The sequence below is a fragment of the Curtobacterium sp. NPDC086286 genome (genome assembly GCF_044746255.1).
GTDB lineage: Bacteria > Actinomycetota > Actinomycetes > Actinomycetales > Microbacteriaceae > Curtobacterium.
In genome coordinates this window covers 33,760-49,592 of record NZ_JBIVBW010000011.1, presented here as the reverse complement: position 1 = coordinate 49,592, position 15,833 = coordinate 33,760, and the positions used below count along the sequence as shown (strand labels likewise).

Annotated in this window: 16 protein-coding genes and 1 rRNA gene; 14 read left to right on the top strand and 3 right to left on the bottom strand. The window is 71.7% G+C overall.

Annotation, left to right across the window (positions count from 1 at the left end):
* Positions 1–218 precede the first annotated feature (218 nt).
* The 11 genes from rrf to ACIPKM_RS17895 all read left to right on the top strand — a co-directional run bounded on the left by rrf (position 219) and on the right by ACIPKM_RS17895 (position 11,277).
* Positions 219–335, top strand: a 5S ribosomal RNA gene (gene rrf / locus ACIPKM_RS17945).
* Between the two features lie 1,327 nt (positions 336–1,662).
* Positions 1,663–2,418 (top strand): hypothetical protein, encoded by a 756-nt coding sequence (locus ACIPKM_RS17940; protein WP_402737247.1) that lies wholly within the window; start codon positions 1,663–1,665, stop codon positions 2,416–2,418.
* A 1-nt stretch (position 2,419) separates the two neighbouring features.
* A complete protein-coding gene (locus ACIPKM_RS17935; protein WP_092388312.1) occupies positions 2,420–3,421 on the top strand; it encodes an HAD-IIA family hydrolase in 1,002 nt (333 codons plus the stop codon).
* 10 nt (positions 3,422–3,431) lie between these two features.
* Entirely contained in the window at positions 3,432–3,641 is a 210-nt protein-coding gene (locus tag ACIPKM_RS17930; RefSeq protein ID WP_402737246.1) for a hypothetical protein, read from the top strand.
* Positions 3,634–4,479 (top strand): TlyA family RNA methyltransferase, encoded by an 846-nt coding sequence (locus ACIPKM_RS17925; RefSeq protein WP_402737245.1) that lies wholly within the window; start codon positions 3,634–3,636, stop codon positions 4,477–4,479. The genes ACIPKM_RS17930 and ACIPKM_RS17925 overlap by 8 nt, the downstream gene beginning before the upstream one ends.
* Positions 4,476–5,402: an NAD kinase gene (locus tag ACIPKM_RS17920; protein WP_070417894.1), complete on the top strand. Its 927-nt coding sequence runs from the start codon at positions 4,476–4,478 to the stop codon at positions 5,400–5,402. The genes ACIPKM_RS17925 and ACIPKM_RS17920 overlap by 4 nt, the downstream gene beginning before the upstream one ends.
* On the top strand, positions 5,399–7,093 hold the full coding sequence (gene recN / locus ACIPKM_RS17915) for a DNA repair protein RecN (RefSeq protein WP_402737244.1): 1,695 nt from the start codon (positions 5,399–5,401) through the stop codon (positions 7,091–7,093). Before ACIPKM_RS17920 ends, recN begins: the two co-directional genes overlap by 4 nt.
* 173 nt (positions 7,094–7,266) lie before the next feature.
* Entirely contained in the window at positions 7,267–8,982 is a 1,716-nt protein-coding gene (locus tag ACIPKM_RS17910) for a CTP synthase (protein WP_402737243.1), read from the top strand.
* Between the two features lie 95 nt (positions 8,983–9,077).
* Complete coding sequence (locus ACIPKM_RS17905; RefSeq protein WP_070417897.1) at positions 9,078–9,653, top strand: NUDIX hydrolase; 576 nt, start codon at positions 9,078–9,080, stop codon at positions 9,651–9,653.
* Positions 9,650–10,231 (top strand): DUF1349 domain-containing protein, encoded by a 582-nt coding sequence (locus tag ACIPKM_RS17900; protein WP_402737242.1) that lies wholly within the window; start codon positions 9,650–9,652, stop codon positions 10,229–10,231. The genes ACIPKM_RS17905 and ACIPKM_RS17900 overlap by 4 nt, the downstream gene beginning before the upstream one ends.
* 32 nt (positions 10,232–10,263) lie before the next feature.
* Positions 10,264–11,277: a site-specific tyrosine recombinase XerD gene (locus tag ACIPKM_RS17895; protein ID WP_402737248.1), complete on the top strand. Its 1,014-nt coding sequence runs from the start codon at positions 10,264–10,266 to the stop codon at positions 11,275–11,277.
* 51 nt (positions 11,278–11,328) lie between these two features.
* Here ACIPKM_RS17895 and ACIPKM_RS17890 read toward each other — a convergent pair whose 3' ends face one another.
* Positions 11,329–11,808 carry a DUF2510 domain-containing protein gene (locus ACIPKM_RS17890; RefSeq protein WP_402737241.1) on the bottom strand — a complete coding sequence of 160 codons (480 nt, stop codon included), beginning with the start codon at positions 11,806–11,808 and terminating at the stop codon, positions 11,329–11,331.
* 91 nt (positions 11,809–11,899) lie between these two features.
* On the opposite strand from ACIPKM_RS17890, the gene ACIPKM_RS17885 reads away from it, so the two are divergent.
* The gene (locus ACIPKM_RS17885; protein WP_402737240.1) at positions 11,900–12,496 is read left to right on the top strand and encodes an ASCH domain-containing protein; all 597 of its coding nucleotides are present in this window, start codon (positions 11,900–11,902) and stop codon (positions 12,494–12,496) included.
* 7 nt (positions 12,497–12,503) lie between these two features.
* On the opposite strand, the gene ACIPKM_RS17880 is transcribed toward ACIPKM_RS17885, so the two are convergent.
* Positions 12,504–13,535 (bottom strand): LLM class flavin-dependent oxidoreductase, encoded by a 1,032-nt coding sequence (locus tag ACIPKM_RS17880; RefSeq protein WP_267484136.1) that lies wholly within the window; start codon positions 13,533–13,535, stop codon positions 12,504–12,506.
* Positions 13,536–13,591: 56 nt separating this feature from the next.
* Between ACIPKM_RS17880 and ACIPKM_RS17875 the strand changes: the two genes are divergently transcribed.
* Together ACIPKM_RS17875 and ACIPKM_RS17870 are read left to right on the top strand one after the other, a co-directional pair.
* Complete coding sequence (locus tag ACIPKM_RS17875; RefSeq protein WP_336698640.1) at positions 13,592–13,924, top strand: TraR/DksA C4-type zinc finger protein; 333 nt, start codon at positions 13,592–13,594, stop codon at positions 13,922–13,924.
* A 130-nt stretch (positions 13,925–14,054) separates the two neighbouring features.
* Positions 14,055–14,498 carry a TIGR02611 family protein gene (locus tag ACIPKM_RS17870; protein ID WP_070417903.1) on the top strand — a complete coding sequence of 148 codons (444 nt, stop codon included), beginning with the start codon at positions 14,055–14,057 and terminating at the stop codon, positions 14,496–14,498.
* 18 nt (positions 14,499–14,516) lie between these two features.
* Here ACIPKM_RS17870 and ACIPKM_RS17865 read toward each other — a convergent pair whose 3' ends face one another.
* On the bottom strand, positions 14,517–15,773 hold the full coding sequence (locus tag ACIPKM_RS17865; protein ID WP_402737239.1) for an MFS transporter: 1,257 nt from the start codon (positions 15,771–15,773) through the stop codon (positions 14,517–14,519).
* Between the last annotated feature and the right edge of the window lie 60 nt (positions 15,774–15,833).

The following is a 15,833-nucleotide window of genomic DNA, read 5'->3' as shown; positions in this document are numbered from 1 at the left end:
ACTGGGTTGATAGGCCGGATGTGGAAGCGGGGACTAACGACCCGTGGAGCTGACCGGTACTAATAAGCCGAAGACTTGACAACACAACTATTTCCCACACTTCGGTGTGGGGCTCGCGTCCACTTTGTGGTTCCCGACAGACGATCGGGAACAAGAAACTGAACACTGCGCATGCGCGGAACAGCTTTCGAACTTCCAAGCGATTGGGTCGAAGGTGTTCCGGTGGTCATAGCGAGAGGGAAACGCCCGGTCACATTCCGAACCCGGAAGCTAAGCCTCTCAGCGCCGATGGTACTGCAAGGGGGACCTTGTGGGAGAGTAGGACGCCGCCGGACTCAATTTAGTAAGAAGATGTGGCCATCGGCCCTCCATCGAGAACTCGTAGGGGAGACCCTCGTTCTCGGGAGGCCGGTGGCTACTTCTGTTTCTGCCGCACCTCGCTCGACTCGTGCGCTCGTTCGTGATGGACTGGGTGCACGCGTACGGGCGGGACAGTGCGGCGCCGACACACACAACGACACAGCGGACGATGGCCTGGGCGAGCGCTCGGGCACGCAATGAGGAGCAACGGTGGCGAACGACGACGATCAGCGGCGGAACGACGGCGATCGTGGAGACCGACGAGGCCGCGATGGCGACCGGTCCCCTCGGCGTGACGGTGGGAACCGTTGGTCGTCCGGGCCGCGCGACTTCGAGCGCCGCGAGGGCGACCGGCGCGATACTCCCCGGCGCGATGGGGATCGTCCTGCTCGGGATGCTGGTTCGTCCCGTGACGGGGCGCGCTCCTACCGGGACGGCGATCGTCCGTTCCGCGATGGTGGCCGGCGGCCCGCCTGGCGTGGTGACCGTGACGACTCGAGTCGTCCTCCTCGTGGTGACGGTCCGCGCAGCTCGGATCGTCCTGCTCGTGACGGGGATCGCCCGTTCCGTGGGGGTTCCGACCGTCCTCGTCGTGATGGTGACCGTCCGTTCCGGTCGGATCGTCCGGCTCGCGATGGGGATCGTCCGCGTCGTGACGGGGACCGTCCGTTCCGTGGTGGCGACGACCGTCCTCGTCGTGATGGTGACCGTCCGTTCCGTTCGGACCGTCCGGCTCGTGATGGCGACCGCCCGTTCCGGTCGGACCGTCCGGCTCGTGATGGCGACCGTTCGTTCCGGTCGGACCGTCCGCGTCGCGATGGTGACCGCCCCTTCCGTGGTGGCGATGACCGTCCGCGTCGTGATGGTGACCGTTCGTTCCGGTCGGACCGTCCCGCTCGTGATGGCGACCGTCCGTTCCGCTCGGACCGTCCGGCTCGTGATGGCGACCGACCCCGTCGTGACGGGGATCGTCCGTTCCGCTCGGACCGTCCCGCCCGTGACGGCGACCGTCCGCGTCGTGACGGGGACCGTCCGTTCCGCGGCGCCCAGGACCGTGACCGCGGCGGCCGCGACGATCGTCAGCGCTTCGGCGACGGCAGCCGTCACGCCGGTGCGCGGTTCGGCGAGGCCTCGCGGGACGACTGGGAGGACCGCGACCCCTACGGCACCAAGTCGATCCGCCCCCGCCACGAGGACCCGGAGATCCCCGAGGACATCCAGGCACGCGATCTCGACAAGGTCGCCCGGGCGGAGCTCAAGACCCTCAGCAAGGACAACGCCGACTGGGTCGCCCGTCACCTCGTGGCCGCGGCACTCCTGGTCGACGAGGACCCCGAGACCGCGAACCAGCACGCACTGAGCGCGGCTCGTCGAGCCGGCCGGGTCGGCGTCGTCCGTGAGACGGCGGCCATCACGGCGTACCGCCTCGGTGACTTCGCGACGGCGCTGCGAGAGCTCCGGACCTACCGACGCATCTCGGGCCGGAACGACCAGCTGCCGATGATGGTCGACTGCGAGCGTGGTCTCGGCCGTCCCGAGCGGGCGCTCGAGCTCGGCCGGTCGGTCGACCGCGCGGCGCTGGACACGGCCGTGCAGGTCGAGCTCGCCATCGCCATGTCCGGTGCGCGCCTCGACCTCGGGAATCCCACAGCCGCACTCGGCGAGCTGGAGATTCCACAGCTCGACCCATCCACTGCCTACAGCTGGTCCCCGGCGCTCTACAGTGCTTACGCGGCCACGCTCGAGGAGCTCGGCCGCCAGAACGAGGCCGACGAGTGGTGGGCCCGTGTCGATCGTGCGGCAGCGGCCCTGGCCGAGGTCGCCGACGAGAACGCTTGGGAGACAGTTGATGTGGTCGAGGAAACGCTCGAAGTCGAAGGACCCGCAGACGAGCTCGCCGGAGCCGTCGACGACGAGCCCGACGCCGAGCTCGCCGACGAGCCCCTCGCCGACGAGCCCCTCGGTGACGAGCCCGACGACGACGAGCCGGCCGGAGACGAGCCCGGCGAGATCGACGACGACAACCCCTCCGACGTCGACGGGTCCGCAGCCGACTGACGTGCCGAAGCCGCCGACGGACGGTGTGGACGTCGTCCTCACCGACCTCGACGGCGTCGTGTACCGCGGCCGCAACGCGATCCCGCATGCGGTCGAGGCGCTGACCCGCGCCTCGCTGACCGCCCGCGTCGGCTACATCACGAACAACGCATCGCGCCGACCGGTCGACGTCGCCGAGCACCTCGAGCGGTACGGGCTCGAAGTGTCCGAGGACGACGTGGTGACCTCGTCGCAGGCGGGCGTCCGGCTGCTCGAGACGCTCGTCCCCGCGGGTGCGACGGTGCTCGTCACGGGTGGTCTGGGGCTGACGAGCATCGTCGAGGCAGCGGGCTTCACCGTGACGTCCAGCGCCGAGGACTCGCCGGCCGCGGTCATCCAGGGGTTCTCCCCGGACCTCGGGTGGACGCACCTCGCCGAGGCGTCCTTCGCCCTGGCCGACCCGGACGTGCCGTGGGTCGCGACGAACATGGACTGGTCGATCCCGGTCGAGCGCGGCATCGCGCCCGGCAACGGCACGCTCGTGTCCGCCGTGCACCAGGCCGTCGGTCGGATGCCCGTGGTCGCCGGCAAGCCCGAGCGGCCGATCTTCGACGCAGCCCTCGCGCGCTTCGGTGGTGAGCACCCGTTGTTCATCGGCGACCGCCTCGACACGGACATCAAGGGCGCGAACGACGCCGGCATCCCCAGCGTCCTCGTCCTCACCGGGATCGACAAGGCCAAGCAGGTGCTCGCGGCCGACCAGCGTTCGCGTCCCACGTACATCCTCGGCGACCTCCGTGGCCTGTCCGAGCCCTACCCGGTGACCATCCGGCGGGAAGACCCGGACGGTACCCGCTACGCGACGGTCGGTGCCGTCACGGTAGCGATGCGCGGCCACGTCGTGCGGGTGCTCGACGACGGCGACGCGATCGACCTGCTCCGCGCCGGGACCGCCCTCATCTGGGAGTCCGGGCTCGCGATCTACGGGCTCGACGTCGACCCGAAGCTGTACGGCGGCGAGTAGCGTGACCGAGGTGTCGAACGACGAGCGGGACCCCGAGCGTGACGCCCGCCCGGGCGATCCGGACCAGGTGCGGACGGACGACCGTGCCGTGACGGACGACTTCGGGCAGCGCACCGCCGCGGCCGAATCGCTGCCGCTGGCCGAGCGCGCCGATGCGTTCTCCGCGCTGCACGACGAACTGCGGACCCGTCTCGAGAGCGGCGGCAGCACGAGTGCCTGACGAGCACGGCAACGGCGACGAGACACTGCAGGACGAACGGCCCGTGCGACTCGATGCCCTCCTCGCTTCCCGCGGGCTCGCGAAGTCCCGCACGGCAGCATCGAAACTGATCCAGGACGGCCGCGTGACCGTCGCCGGCACCGCGATCGTCAAGCCGTCGGCGCCGGTGCGGCCATCGGCCCCGATCCACGTCGCGGGTGCGGACGAATGGGTGTCGCGTGCTGCGCTGAAGCTCCTCGGCGCGCTCGACACGTTCGGCGTCGATCCGTCGGACCGTGTCGCGCTCGACGTCGGTGCGAGCACCGGAGGGTTCACCCAGGTGCTCCTGAGCCGCGGTGCACGACGCGTGGTGGCGCTCGACGTCGGGCACGGGCAGCTCGACCCCCTGGTGGCGCTCGACTCCCGTGTCGCCGTCGTCGAGGGCACGAACGCGCGCAACCTCACGGCCGAGGCCTACCTCGCGCTCGACCCCGCCGCGGCCGAGACGAGCCTCGTGGTGGGGGACCTGTCGTTCATCTCGCTCCGGCTCGTCCTGCCGGCGCTGGCCGAGTCCGTCCCCGCCGACGACTTCGTCCTGCTCGTGAAGCCGCAGTTCGAGGTCGGCCGCGGTGGTGTCCGTGAGGGCATCGTCCGTGACCCGGCGCTCCGGAACGACGCGCTCATGAACGTCCTCTGGGCAGCGTGGGACCTCGGTCTGGGCACCTCGGGGCTCGCGGCGTCGCCGATCGTCGGCACGCACGGCAACCACGAGTACCTGGCGCGTTTCCAGCGGGATGTCGGTACCAATCCGACAGAATGGATCGTCCGTGCGACCGAACTGACGGAAGGGACGGCATGAGCGACGACCGGCACATCCTCCTGGTGTCCCACACGGGCCGCCGCGACTCGATCGACGCTGCGGTCGAGGTCTGCGACCTCCTGCACGCCGCCGGTCTCGTCCCGGTCATGCCGTTCGACGAGTACGCCGACATCCGCCGCGCCGAAGCCTCGGTCGGGCAGGTCGACATCCTCGGCGTCGACGTCCAGGCCGACCAGCTCGAGATCGTCATCGTGCTCGGTGGCGACGGCACGATCCTCCGCGCGGCCGAGCTCGTGCGCGGGACGGGCGCCCCGATCGTCGGCGTCAACCTCGGACACGTCGGGTTCCTCGCCGAGAGCGAGCGGGACGGGCTCCGGGCGACCGTCGAACGAGCCCTGTCCGGCGAGTACCACGTCGAGGAACGCGTCACCCTGCAGGTGGACGTCGTCGTCGGCAACGAAGTCGTCTACTCGTCCTGGGCGCTCAACGAGGCGACCATCGAGAAGGCCTCCCGGGAACGCATGCTCGAGGTCGTGACCGAGGTCGACGGCCGCCCGCTGTCCTCGTTCGGCTGCGACGGTGTGGTCGTGTCGACCCCGACCGGCTCCACGGCCTACTCGTTCTCCGGGGGCGGGCCGATCGTCTGGCCCGACGTCGACGCGCTCCTCATGGTGCCGCTGAGCGCCCACGCCCTCTTCGCGCGGCCGATCGTGGTCGGCCCGGACTGCACCCTCGCGATCGAGGTGCTGCGTCGCACGAGCGGTGTCGGCGTCCTGTGGTGCGACGGTCGACGCACGCACGACCTCCCGCCGGGTGCCCGTGTCGAGGTCCGGCGCTCGCCGGACCCGGTGCGTGTCGCCCGCCTCAAGGACGCCCCGTTCACCGATCGGCTCGTGGCGAAGTTCCAGCTCCCCGTCGCCGGGTGGCGCGGCCCGCAGCAGGACGACGAGGACACCCTGTGATCGAGGAGATCTCCATCTCCGACCTCGGGGTCATCGGCGAAACCACCCTCGAGCTCGGCCCCGGCTTCACCGTGGTGACCGGTGAGACCGGTGCGGGCAAGACGATGATCGTGACCGCGCTCGGCCTGCTCCTCGGCGCCCGTGCCGACGCGGGGTCCGTCCGCCGCGACGCGTCGACCGCCGTGGTCGAGGGGCGCTGGCACGTGCCCGAGCACGACGCCGTCGCCGAACGTGTCGAGGACGCCGGTGGCACCGTCGAGGACGGCGAGCTCATCCTGACGCGCACGGTCTCGGCCGAAGGTCGCAGCCGTGCGACCGTCGGTGGCCGCAGCGCTCCCGTCGCGGTGCTCGGCGAGCTCGCGGACCAGCTGGTCACCGTGCACGGACAGTCGGACCAGATCCGGCTGACCTCGGCGACCGCGCAGCGTGCCGCACTCGACGGCTTCGGCGGTCCGGCGCTCGAGAAGGTCCTCGCGGCGTACGTGCGGGCCTACGACACCTGGCAGCAGCACACCGGCGAGCTCGAGACCCTCACCCGTGACCGTGACGACCGGGTGGCCGAGGCCGAACGCATCCGCGCGGCGTCCGACGAGATCGAGGCGGCGGATCCGCAGCCCGGCGAAGACGTCGAGCTGGCCGACCGTGCCGAGCGCTTGGGGAACCTCGAAGAACTCCGGTTGTCCGCGGGCCTCGCGCACGAAGCCCTCTCGAGCGAGTCGCTCGACGGCGTGCAGGACGTCGTGGGGCTCGTCGAGTCCGCTCGCCGGGCGATCGAGCGGGTCGCGGGGTCCGACGCCGAACTGCAGCCCGTGCTCGAGCAGCTCACGGAGCTCGGCATCCAGGCGTCCGAGGCCTCCGCGAGCCTGTCGAGCTACCTCGGCTCGCTCGAACCCGACGCCGGCCACGACCTCGAACTCATCAACGAGCGGCGGGCCCTGCTCGCCGGCCTCACGCGCAAGTACGGCGAGACCGTCGACGACGTGATCGCCTACGGGCAGCGCGCGAGTGATCGGCTGCTCGAACTGGACGGCGACGACGACCGCATCGTGGCGCTGCAGCAGGCGGTCGAGCAGGACGAGCAGACGCTCGCCGGTGCCGCCGCGGCCCTGACGACGGCACGGACCAAAGCGGCGAAGGACCTCGCCAAGCGCGTCACCGCCGAGCTGAAGTCCCTCGCGATGGCCGGGGCGACCCTCGTGGTCGAGGTCTCGGACGCGGGCGACTACCGGCGCCACGGCCGCGACCAGGTGTCGATCCTGCTGCAGCCGCACTCCGGTACCGACCCCCGGCCGATCGGCAAGGGTGCATCGGGTGGCGAGCTCTCCCGCGTCATGCTGGCGATCGAGGTGGTCATGGCGGGCAGCACGACGGTGCCGACGTTCGTCTTCGACGAGGTCGACGCCGGCGTCGGCGGTGCGGCGGCCATCGAGATCGGTCGTCGTCTGGCGAAGCTCGCGGAACGCACGCAGGTCATCGTCGTGACGCACCTGGCACAGGTGGCGGCGTTCGCGAACAACCACCTCAACGTCGTCAAGGACGCCAGCGGGGCGGTCACGTCGTCGAGCGTCCGTCGCCTCGAGGGCGAGGACCGTCTGCAGGAGATGGCGCGGCTCCTCTCCGGGCTCGGGGACAGCGCCAGCGGCATGGAGCACGCGCGCGAGCTGCTCGACGTCGCCGGCCAGCAGGCCTGATCGCGTCGTCGCACGCCGATCCAGGAGGCGCGGCTCGCGCCCGCCTCGCGCCGTGCGGCGGACCTCGCCGCACGGCGCGACCACGGCCCGGAGACCCGGCCACACGCCCGACGCAACGCCCACGGCGAACCGAGGTCGCGCCTCCCGGCAGTTCTGACGTACGATGGAATCCCGTGGCGGACACTCTCAGCGGCGGAACCAATTCTTCGAACGCGACCCCGAAGGTGACGAAGCAGATCTTCGTGACCGGCGGGGTCGTCTCGTCCCTCGGCAAGGGCCTGACGGCGGCCAGCCTCGGCAACCTCCTCACGGCTCGCGGCCTCAAGGTCGTCATGCAGAAGCTCGACCCGTACCTCAACGTGGACCCGGGCACCATGAACCCGTTCCAGCACGGCGAGGTCTTCGTGACCGACGACGGCGCGGAGACGGACCTCGACATCGGGCACTACGAGCGCTTCCTCGACATCAACCTGTCGCAGTCCGCGAACGTCACGACCGGCCAGGTCTACTCGACGGTGATCGCGAAGGAGCGTCGGGGCGAGTACCTCGGCGACACCGTGCAGGTCATCCCGCACATCACCGACGAGATCAAGCGCCGGATGCGCGAGCAGGCGCAGAACGACCCGCAGCCCGACGTCATCATCACCGAGGTCGGCGGCACGGTCGGTGACATCGAGTCCCAGCCCTTCATCGAGTCCGCGCGGCAGGTCCGCCACGAGCTCGGCCGCAACAACGTGTTCTTCGTGCACGTGTCGCTCGTCCCGTTCATGAACGCCTCGGGCGAGCAGAAGACGAAGCCGACGCAGCATTCAGTGGCCGCACTCCGCTCGATCGGCATCCAGCCGGACGCGCTGGTCCTGCGGAGCGACCGTCCGGTGTCGGATTCGAACAAGAAGAAGATCGCGCTCATGTGCGACGTCGACGAGGACGCCGTGGTGAACGCGGTGGACGTGCCGTCGATCTACGACCTCCCGACGCTGCTCAACAACCAGGGCCTCGACCAGGTCATCGTCGACGCGCTCGGGCTCGCGGCGGGGCCGGTCGACTGGACCTCGTGGACCCCGGTCCTGCGTGCCGTGCACGAGCCGAAGAAGGACGTCACGATCGCCCTGGTCGGCAAGTACATCGACCTGCCGGACGCGTACCTGTCGGTCACCGAGGCGCTCCGTGCGGGTGGCTTCGCGCACGACGCGAAGGTCACGCTGAAGTGGGTCGTGTCCGACGACTGCACCACGCCCGAGGGCGCGGCGAAGCAGCTCGGCGACGTCGACGGCATCTGCATCCCCGGTGGGTTCGGCGTGCGCGGCATCGAGGGCAAGCTCGGCGCACTGCGGTTCGCGCGTGAGCAGGGCATCCCGACGCTCGGCCTGTGCCTCGGCCTGCAGTGCATGGTCATCGAGTACGCCCGCCACGAGGTCGGTCTGACCGACGCGTCGAGCACCGAGTTCGACCCGGAGACCTCGACGCCGGTCATCGCGACCATGGCGGAGCAGGTGGACATCATCGCGGGCGGCGACCTCGGCGGCACGATGCGCCTCGGCCTGTACCCGGCGACGTTCACCGAGGGGTCGCTCGCGGCGGAGCTGTACGGGGCCCCCGAGGCGTCCGAGCGGCACCGTCACCGCTACGAGGTGAACAACAAGTACCGCCAGCAGATCGCGGACGCCGGCCTGGTGTTCTCGGGCACGTCGCCCGACGGCACGCTGGTGGAGTACGTCGAGCTGCCGCGCGAGGTGCACCCGTTCTACATCGCCACGCAGGCGCACCCCGAGCTGCGCTCGCGTCCGACGGACGCGCACCCGCTGTTCGCGGGGCTCGTCGATGCCGCGATCGAGCGGCACGAGGCGTCGAGCCTCTTCGACCCGCAGGAAGAGGAGCAGGTCGCGTAACGCGAGTGGTCTCTGACTGGAGGCGCGGTGCCAGCTGGCACCGCGCCTCCCGTCTGCCATGGGGTGGCGTCGGAGGCGCGTGCCAGGATGGTCGCGTGACTGACGCACCCATCGCTGACGAACCCGCCTCGTTCGAGGTCACCGAGTCCACCGTCGTGTACGAGGGCGCCGTCTGGGACGTGCGCCGCGACAGCATCGCGTACCACGACGAGACGATGGTCCGGGAGTACATCGACCACACCGGTGCCGTCGCGGTCTACGCCGAGGACGACGAGGGCCGCGTGCTCGTCATCCAGCAGTACCGGCACCCGGTGCGAATGCGCGACTGGGAGCTGCCGGCGGGGCTGCTCGACATGGCGGGCGAGGACCACCTGACCGCGGCGCAGCGCGAGCTGGCGGAGGAGGCCGACCTCGAGGCGGACGACTGGGAGCCCCTCGTCACCTACAACACCTCGTCCGGCGGCAGCGACGAGTTCCTGCAGATATACCGCGCCCGTGGGGTGCGCGCGACCGCGACGGCGTTCGACCGCGAAGCCGAAGAGGCCGACATCGTGAAGCGGTGGGTGCCCCGGGCCGAGCTGGTGGAGGCGATCCTCGACGGTCGGCTGCACAACTCCGGGCTCGTCGTGGCCGTGCTCGCGGTGGACGCGCTCGAGCGGGGTGCCGCATGAGCCTCGCGGCGCTGCTCGACCAGGGGCAGTGGACGCACGAGCCCGCCGCGGCCACGCTCGACGGCGAGGTCCTGCGGGTGACGGCTGTCGAGGGCAGTGACGCCTGGCGCACCACCTCGTACGGCTTCGTGCACGACTCCGAGCACGCGCTGCTCCGCCCGGTCGACGGGGCGTTCTCGGTCGAGGTGTCGTTCGTGCTCGACTACACGGAGCAGTTCGACCAAGCGGGGGTGTTCCTGCGGGTCGACGAGCGGAACTGGATCAAGGCCGGCGTCGAGTTCGCCGACGGGACGCCCCAGGTCGGAGCGGTCGTCACGCGCGATGCGTCGGACTGGTCGGTCGCGCCCGTGCCGGAGTGGACCGGGCGGGTCGTCACGGTCCGGGCCAGCCGCGACGGCGATGCCGTGACGATCCGGGCGTGGGCGGACGACGAGCCGCCGCGGCTCGTGCGGGTGGCGTACCTCGACCCCGATGCCCCCGTGTCGGCGGGGCTGCTCTGTGCGGCACCGTCCCGCGCGGGACTGACCGTCGCCTTCACCGGGTTCCGCGTGGGGGAGCCGGACGGGTCGCTGCACTGACGCTCCCCGAGCGGCGCTAGCCTCGTGGGGTGATCCCGTTCGAACGTGCCACGGAGACGTACCTGCGGCACATCGCGATCGAGCGGGGGCTCTCGCAGCACACGCTGTCGGCCTACCGGCGGGACCTGCTGACGTTCGCGTCGTGGCTCGAGACGGCTCCGGTCGTGGAGTCGGACGGCGCCGACCGTGCCGGCGGACCGGCCGTGCTCGACGACGTCGGGAGGATCGCGCGCGCGGACCTCGCGGGGTTCGTCGAGCACCTCGCGACCCGACCGTCCGGGCCGCTCGCGCCGAGGTCGGTGGCACGCATGCTCAGCTCCGTGCGGTCGTTCACCGCGTTCGCCGCCGGCGAGGGGTGGCTCCAGCTCGACCCCGGCGCGTCCGTGCGGCCGCCGAAGGCCCCGATGCGGCTGCCGAAGGCCATCTCCGTGCACGACATGGAGCGGTTGCTCGGGGCCGCGTCCGCCGGGTCGCCCGACGGTGCCGCCGACGACCTCGTGGGGCTGCGGGACCGGGCGTTGCTCGAACTCCTCTACGCCACGGGAGCGCGCATCTCGGAGGCCGTCGGGCTCTCGGTCGACGACGTGACGACGCTGTCGGACGGCTCCGGTGACCTCGACGACGGGCTGTCCGTCGTCAAGGTCACCGGCAAGGGCAACAAGCAGCGGGTGGTGCCGCTCGGCAGTTTCGCGCGGGCGGCGATCGACGCGTACCTCGTGCGGGCGCGGCCGGTGTTCGCGGCACGGGGAGCGTCGACGCCGGCGCTGTTCCTCGGTGCCCGGGGCGCACGGCTGTCACGGCAGAGTGCGTGGCTCGTGATCCAGGCGGCAGCCGAGCGTGCGGAGCTCTCCGAGCACGTGTCGCCGCACACGTTCCGGCACTCGTTCGCGACGCACCTGCTCGAGGGGGGAGCGGACGTGCGGGTCGTGCAGGAGCTGCTCGGGCACGCGAGCGTGGCGACGACGCAGATCTACACGATGGTGACGGCGGACATGCTGCGGGACGTGTACCAGACGGCGCACCCGCGGGCGCGGCGTACTTCGTGAGCAGGAACGGTCGGGTCGCCTGACGGCACCCGACCATTCCTGCTCACGAGGTCAGAACACGTGGAACTGCGCGGACGCCGCCACGGCAGCCGTCGCCACCGCGAGGACCAGGGCGCTCGCCGAAGCACTGCGCGCCAGCACCCGCCAGCCCCCGGTCGCCCCGGGCCACGCGACGCCGAGCAGCCCCGCCACGATCGCCGCCGCGCTGCTCGCTCCCCAGGGGTTCACCGCCACGGAAGCCACCGCGAGCAGCACCGCCAGGGTCGAGAACGCACTGAACCGGTGGACCCCGGAGCCCCCGGACGCCCAGGAACGCGTCCGGATCGCCGCCGGCTGCACCGAGAACGACGGTCCGACGGGCGCGACGACCACCGGGACGATCGGCTCGGTCCGGCTCGGCAGCACCCGTGTCGCCGCTCCCCAGGCGCGCCCGTCCCACCAGCGCAGGCGGCTCGCGTCCTGCGGATCGGGGAACCAGCCGGCGGCCGGCAGCGTCACGGGGTGCTCCTCGGGGTGCGTGGGAAGGTGCACGTCGACGCTACGGGAGTGCGGGAAGCGGCCACAGTCCCAGCCCGGGTGTCGGCAGGAAGGGGGACCACCCGCGTGCAGTAGCGTCGAGCGGGTGACCTCGACGCTCGACGACTTCTGGCGTGACCGGCGCGACGAGCGACCGGAGTTGCCGACGGCCCTGCCGGAGGCGTGGTCGTTCGGCGCGACGCCGGCGCAGGCGGACGATCTGCTCGACCTCGTGCTGCGCGGGGTGAAGGACGGGACGGCGTCGTCGTTCTGGGACTACGAGGCGTCCGGGGACCGCGTGCCGGAGGTCGGGGACATCGGCATCGTCACGGACTCCACCGGGGCACCGCGGGCGGTCGTCGAGACGACGAGCGTCCGGATCGTCCCCTTCGACGAGGTCGATGCGGACCACGCCCGGGCCGAGGGGGAGGGCGACCGGACGCTCGCGCACTGGCGTCGGGTGCACGAGGCGTACTGGCGCGCGCACTCGGAGGACCCGCGCGGGTTCGATCCGCGGATGCCGGTCGTGTGCGAACGCTTCCGGCTCGTCTGGCCCGCACCCGCACCGGCGCCGACCCCGCCCGCACCGGCGACGACCCCGCCCGCACCGGCGACGACCGCGCCCGCACCGGCGACGACCGCGCCCGCACCGGCGACGACCCCGCCGGCCCCGCCGACCCCGGACCCGACCGCCGTCGCCTGACCGCCCGTCAGGCCGGGACGGGCGCCGCGTCCACCTCGCGCATGACGTCCTTCACCGAGGCGAGCAGCCGGGCGTTGAACTCGACGCCGAGCTGGTTCGGCACGGTGACGAGCACGGTGTCGGCAGCCCGCACGGCCTGGTCCGCCGCGAGTTCGGCCACCAGGTCCTCCGGGGACCCGATGTACGACCGGCCGAACCGGGCGAGCCCGCCGTCGAGGTGCCCGACCTGGTCCTGGCCCTCGACCTGTGCCCGGACACCGAAGTAGTGCCGCGACTCGTCGTCGATGATCGGGATGATGCTGCGGGACACCGAGACCCGAGGGGTCCGCTCCCAGCCGGACTCGGCCCAGACCCGACGGAAGCGTTCGATCTGCTCGGCCTGGAGCTCGTCGAACGGCACACCGGTGTCCTCGGTCAGCAGGGTCGACGACATGAGGTTCATGCCCTGCTCGGCCGTCCACTCCGCGGTGGCCCGGGTGCCGGCGCCCCACCAGATGCGGTCGCCGAGCGAGTCGGAGAGCGGCGAGATCGGCAGGGACCCGACCGAGCCGGTCATCTGCGGGTTCGCGTTCGCCATCGGTTCACCGGCGATCGCCCGTCGGAACACCGACGTGTGCGCCCGCGCCATGTCCCCGCCGTTCTCGTCGGAGGCGTCCGGCACGTAGCCGAACTGCTGGTAACCGGCGAGGGCGGTCTCGGGTGAGCCCCGGGAGACCCCGAGCTGCAGTCGACCACCGGAGATGAGGTCGGTCGCAGCCGCCTCTTCCGCCATGTACAGCGGGTTCTCGTAGCGCATGTCGATGACGCCGGTGCCGATCTCGATGCGGCTGGTCTTCGCTGCGATCGCGGAGAGCAACGGGAAGGGCGCCGCCTGCTGGGGCGCGAAGTGGTGGACGCGGAAGTACGCGCCGTCGACGCCCGCCTCCTCGGCGGCGACCGCGAGGTCGATCGCCTGGACCAGGGCCTCACGACCGCTGCGCACCTTCGACCCCGGCACGTCGCGCCAGTGTCCGAACGACAGGAACCCGATCTTCGTCATGTCGATACGAACGCATCCGACAGCACGGCCATTCCGGGCCGACTACGGTGTCCGGCATGGACGACCCTCGCCAGGCACTGGTCGCGGAGCGGGCGCGCAACGAGCGGCTCCTCGCGGACGTCGAGCGGAGCATGCGGGACGTCAGCGACGCCCGGCAGGACGCCAACTCCGACGACGAGCACGACCCCGAGGGCGCGACCCTCGCCTGGGAGCGCGGCTCGCTCGGCGCCGTGCGGGACGACGCCCGCGCGCGGATCCGGTTGGTGGACGCCGCGCTCGCGCGGCTCGACGCCGGGACCTACGGCCGCTGTGCCATCGGTGGGGAACCGATCCCGGAGGCGCGCCTCGCCGCCGTCCCGTGGGCCGCGACCTGCGTGGCGCACGCGTGACGAGCCTCCTGGCCCACACCGTCTGACGGGAGGCGCGGGTCGCCCCCGCCACGCGCCTCCCGTCACGGACGCACCGCACGTCCACCGCGCGCGCCGCGGTTTCCCAGCCGCGCGCCCTACATTGCGGCACATGGAAGGCGACCCGAACGACCGGACCGACGCGGTCGAACGTGCCGAGACGCCGCACCGGCGGTTCCAGTGGTTCCACGACGTCCGCGCCTGGATCCACGCGCGTCCCCACCTGCACCTCTTCTACAAGGTGCTCGTCGGGATCGTCGGCGGGCTCGTCGTCGTGATCGGGCTGATCCTCGTGCCGCTGCCCGGGCCGGGGTGGCTGGTGGTCTTCATCGGGCTCACGATCCTCGCGAGCGAGTTCCACTTCTTCCACCGGATCATCACGTGGCTCCGTGCCCAGCTGCACCGCTTCTGGGACTGGGCGAAGGCGCACGGGCCGCAGTGGCTCCGGAACGCCGCCGACCGCGGCAAGGCGGACGTCGACGCGGCGCACACCGGTGCTGCTCGGACGGTCGGGGTGCGCGGGCGCGGCGCGAAGCGGGCGCGGCCTGGGCACTGAACCGCGCGCCGGTCGCGCCTACTCGGCGGGGGACACCCAGACCGAGCCGGTGCAGGTGCGCTCGAGCACCTCGGCGGCCTGCTCCTCGACGGCGGCGGCGTCCCGCGACACGAGCTGCAGCACGAGGGCGACGACCGCGGCGAGGACGATGAACGCCCCGTACCCGGCGATGACCGGCACGAGCCCCACGGTCGGCTCGAGCAGCCCTCCGACGACGGCCGGCACGCCGAACGCCAGGTAGCTCACGACGTAGATCGTGGAGAGCAGCCCCGCCCGGTGCGTCGGTGCCGCGGTGGCGAGCAGCATCCGCAGCGGTGCCTGGAACCCGGCGCCGAAGCCCACGCCCGCGATCGCACTGCCCACGACGAGGCCGGGCAGGGAGTGCGCCATCACGAACGCCACCGTGACGATCGGTCCGAGCACGAGGGCGACCAGGCCGATCAGGACCGCGCGACGGGCGTCCATCCGCTGCGTCGCGAGGCCGGTCAGCGCGCCGACCCCGGTGACGACGGCGATCAGGGCCCCGGCGGCGAAGTGGTTCGTGATGCCGAAGACCGCGCCGAGCGCCGAGGGGACGAGCGACAGGAACATCCCGCCGAGGGCCCAGCTCGCGATGAGCGATCCGGCGACGCTGCGGAACAGCCGCCGCGAGGACCGGGGCACGCTGATCCGGGGGACCAGGGAGCGGAGGGCACCCGGTCGCGGGGTGACCCGCTCGGGGACGACGACGAGTGCGATCACCATGAGGACGAGCAGCGCGCCGAAGAGCAGGTACACGAGCTGCTCGGGCGCGGGACCCCACTGCACGAGGGCGCCGCTCGACATCGCACCGGTCGCGAGGGCGATCGGCGGGATGACGCCGTTCAGCACCCCGGCGAGGGTGGGGAAGCGCTCGAGCGAGTTGTCGATGAGTGCCGCTCCGAGGGCGCCGATGAGCAGTCCGACGGAGACGCCCTGCACGATGCGGTCCACGATCAGTGCGCCGACACCGTCCGCGACCGCGAAGAGCCCGAGGGACAGTGCGACGCCGAGGCCGCCGACGACGAGCACGGGCTTGCGGCCGACGTGGTCGGACAGGCGCCCGGCGACGAGCAGGCTGGCCAGCAGCCCCGCGACGTAGATGGCGAACACGCCGGTGAGCATGAGCGGGGTGAGGTGCCACTCCGCGGCGTACACGGGGTAGATCGGCGAGGGGACCGCCGACGAGGCGACGGACACGAGGAGCATCGCCGCCAGGATCCAGAACCCGGCGACCGAGCGAGCTGACTGCGCCATGTGCGCCACCTTCCGTTGCGAGCGGGACAGTACGAAGAGAGTCGTACAGTATCGAGTCGT

Excerpts from the sequence above, each read along its gene's own strand:
- ACIPKM_RS17920 (WP_070417894.1), top strand. The coding sequence starts at position 4,476 with ATGAGCGACGACCGGCACATCCTCCTGGTGTCCCACACGGGCCGCCGC.
- ACIPKM_RS17900 (WP_402737242.1), top strand. The coding sequence starts at position 9,650 with ATGAGCCTCGCGGCGCTGCTCGACCAGGGGCAGTGGACGCACGAGCCC.
- ACIPKM_RS17880 (WP_267484136.1), bottom strand. The coding sequence starts at position 13,535 with ATGACGAAGATCGGGTTCCTGTCGTTCGGACACTGGCGCGACGTGCCG.
- ACIPKM_RS17875 (WP_336698640.1), top strand. The coding sequence starts at position 13,592 with ATGGACGACCCTCGCCAGGCACTGGTCGCGGAGCGGGCGCGCAACGAG.
- ACIPKM_RS17870 (WP_070417903.1), top strand. The coding sequence starts at position 14,055 with ATGGAAGGCGACCCGAACGACCGGACCGACGCGGTCGAACGTGCCGAG.
- ACIPKM_RS17865 (WP_402737239.1), bottom strand. The coding sequence starts at position 15,773 with ATGGCGCAGTCAGCTCGCTCGGTCGCCGGGTTCTGGATCCTGGCGGCG.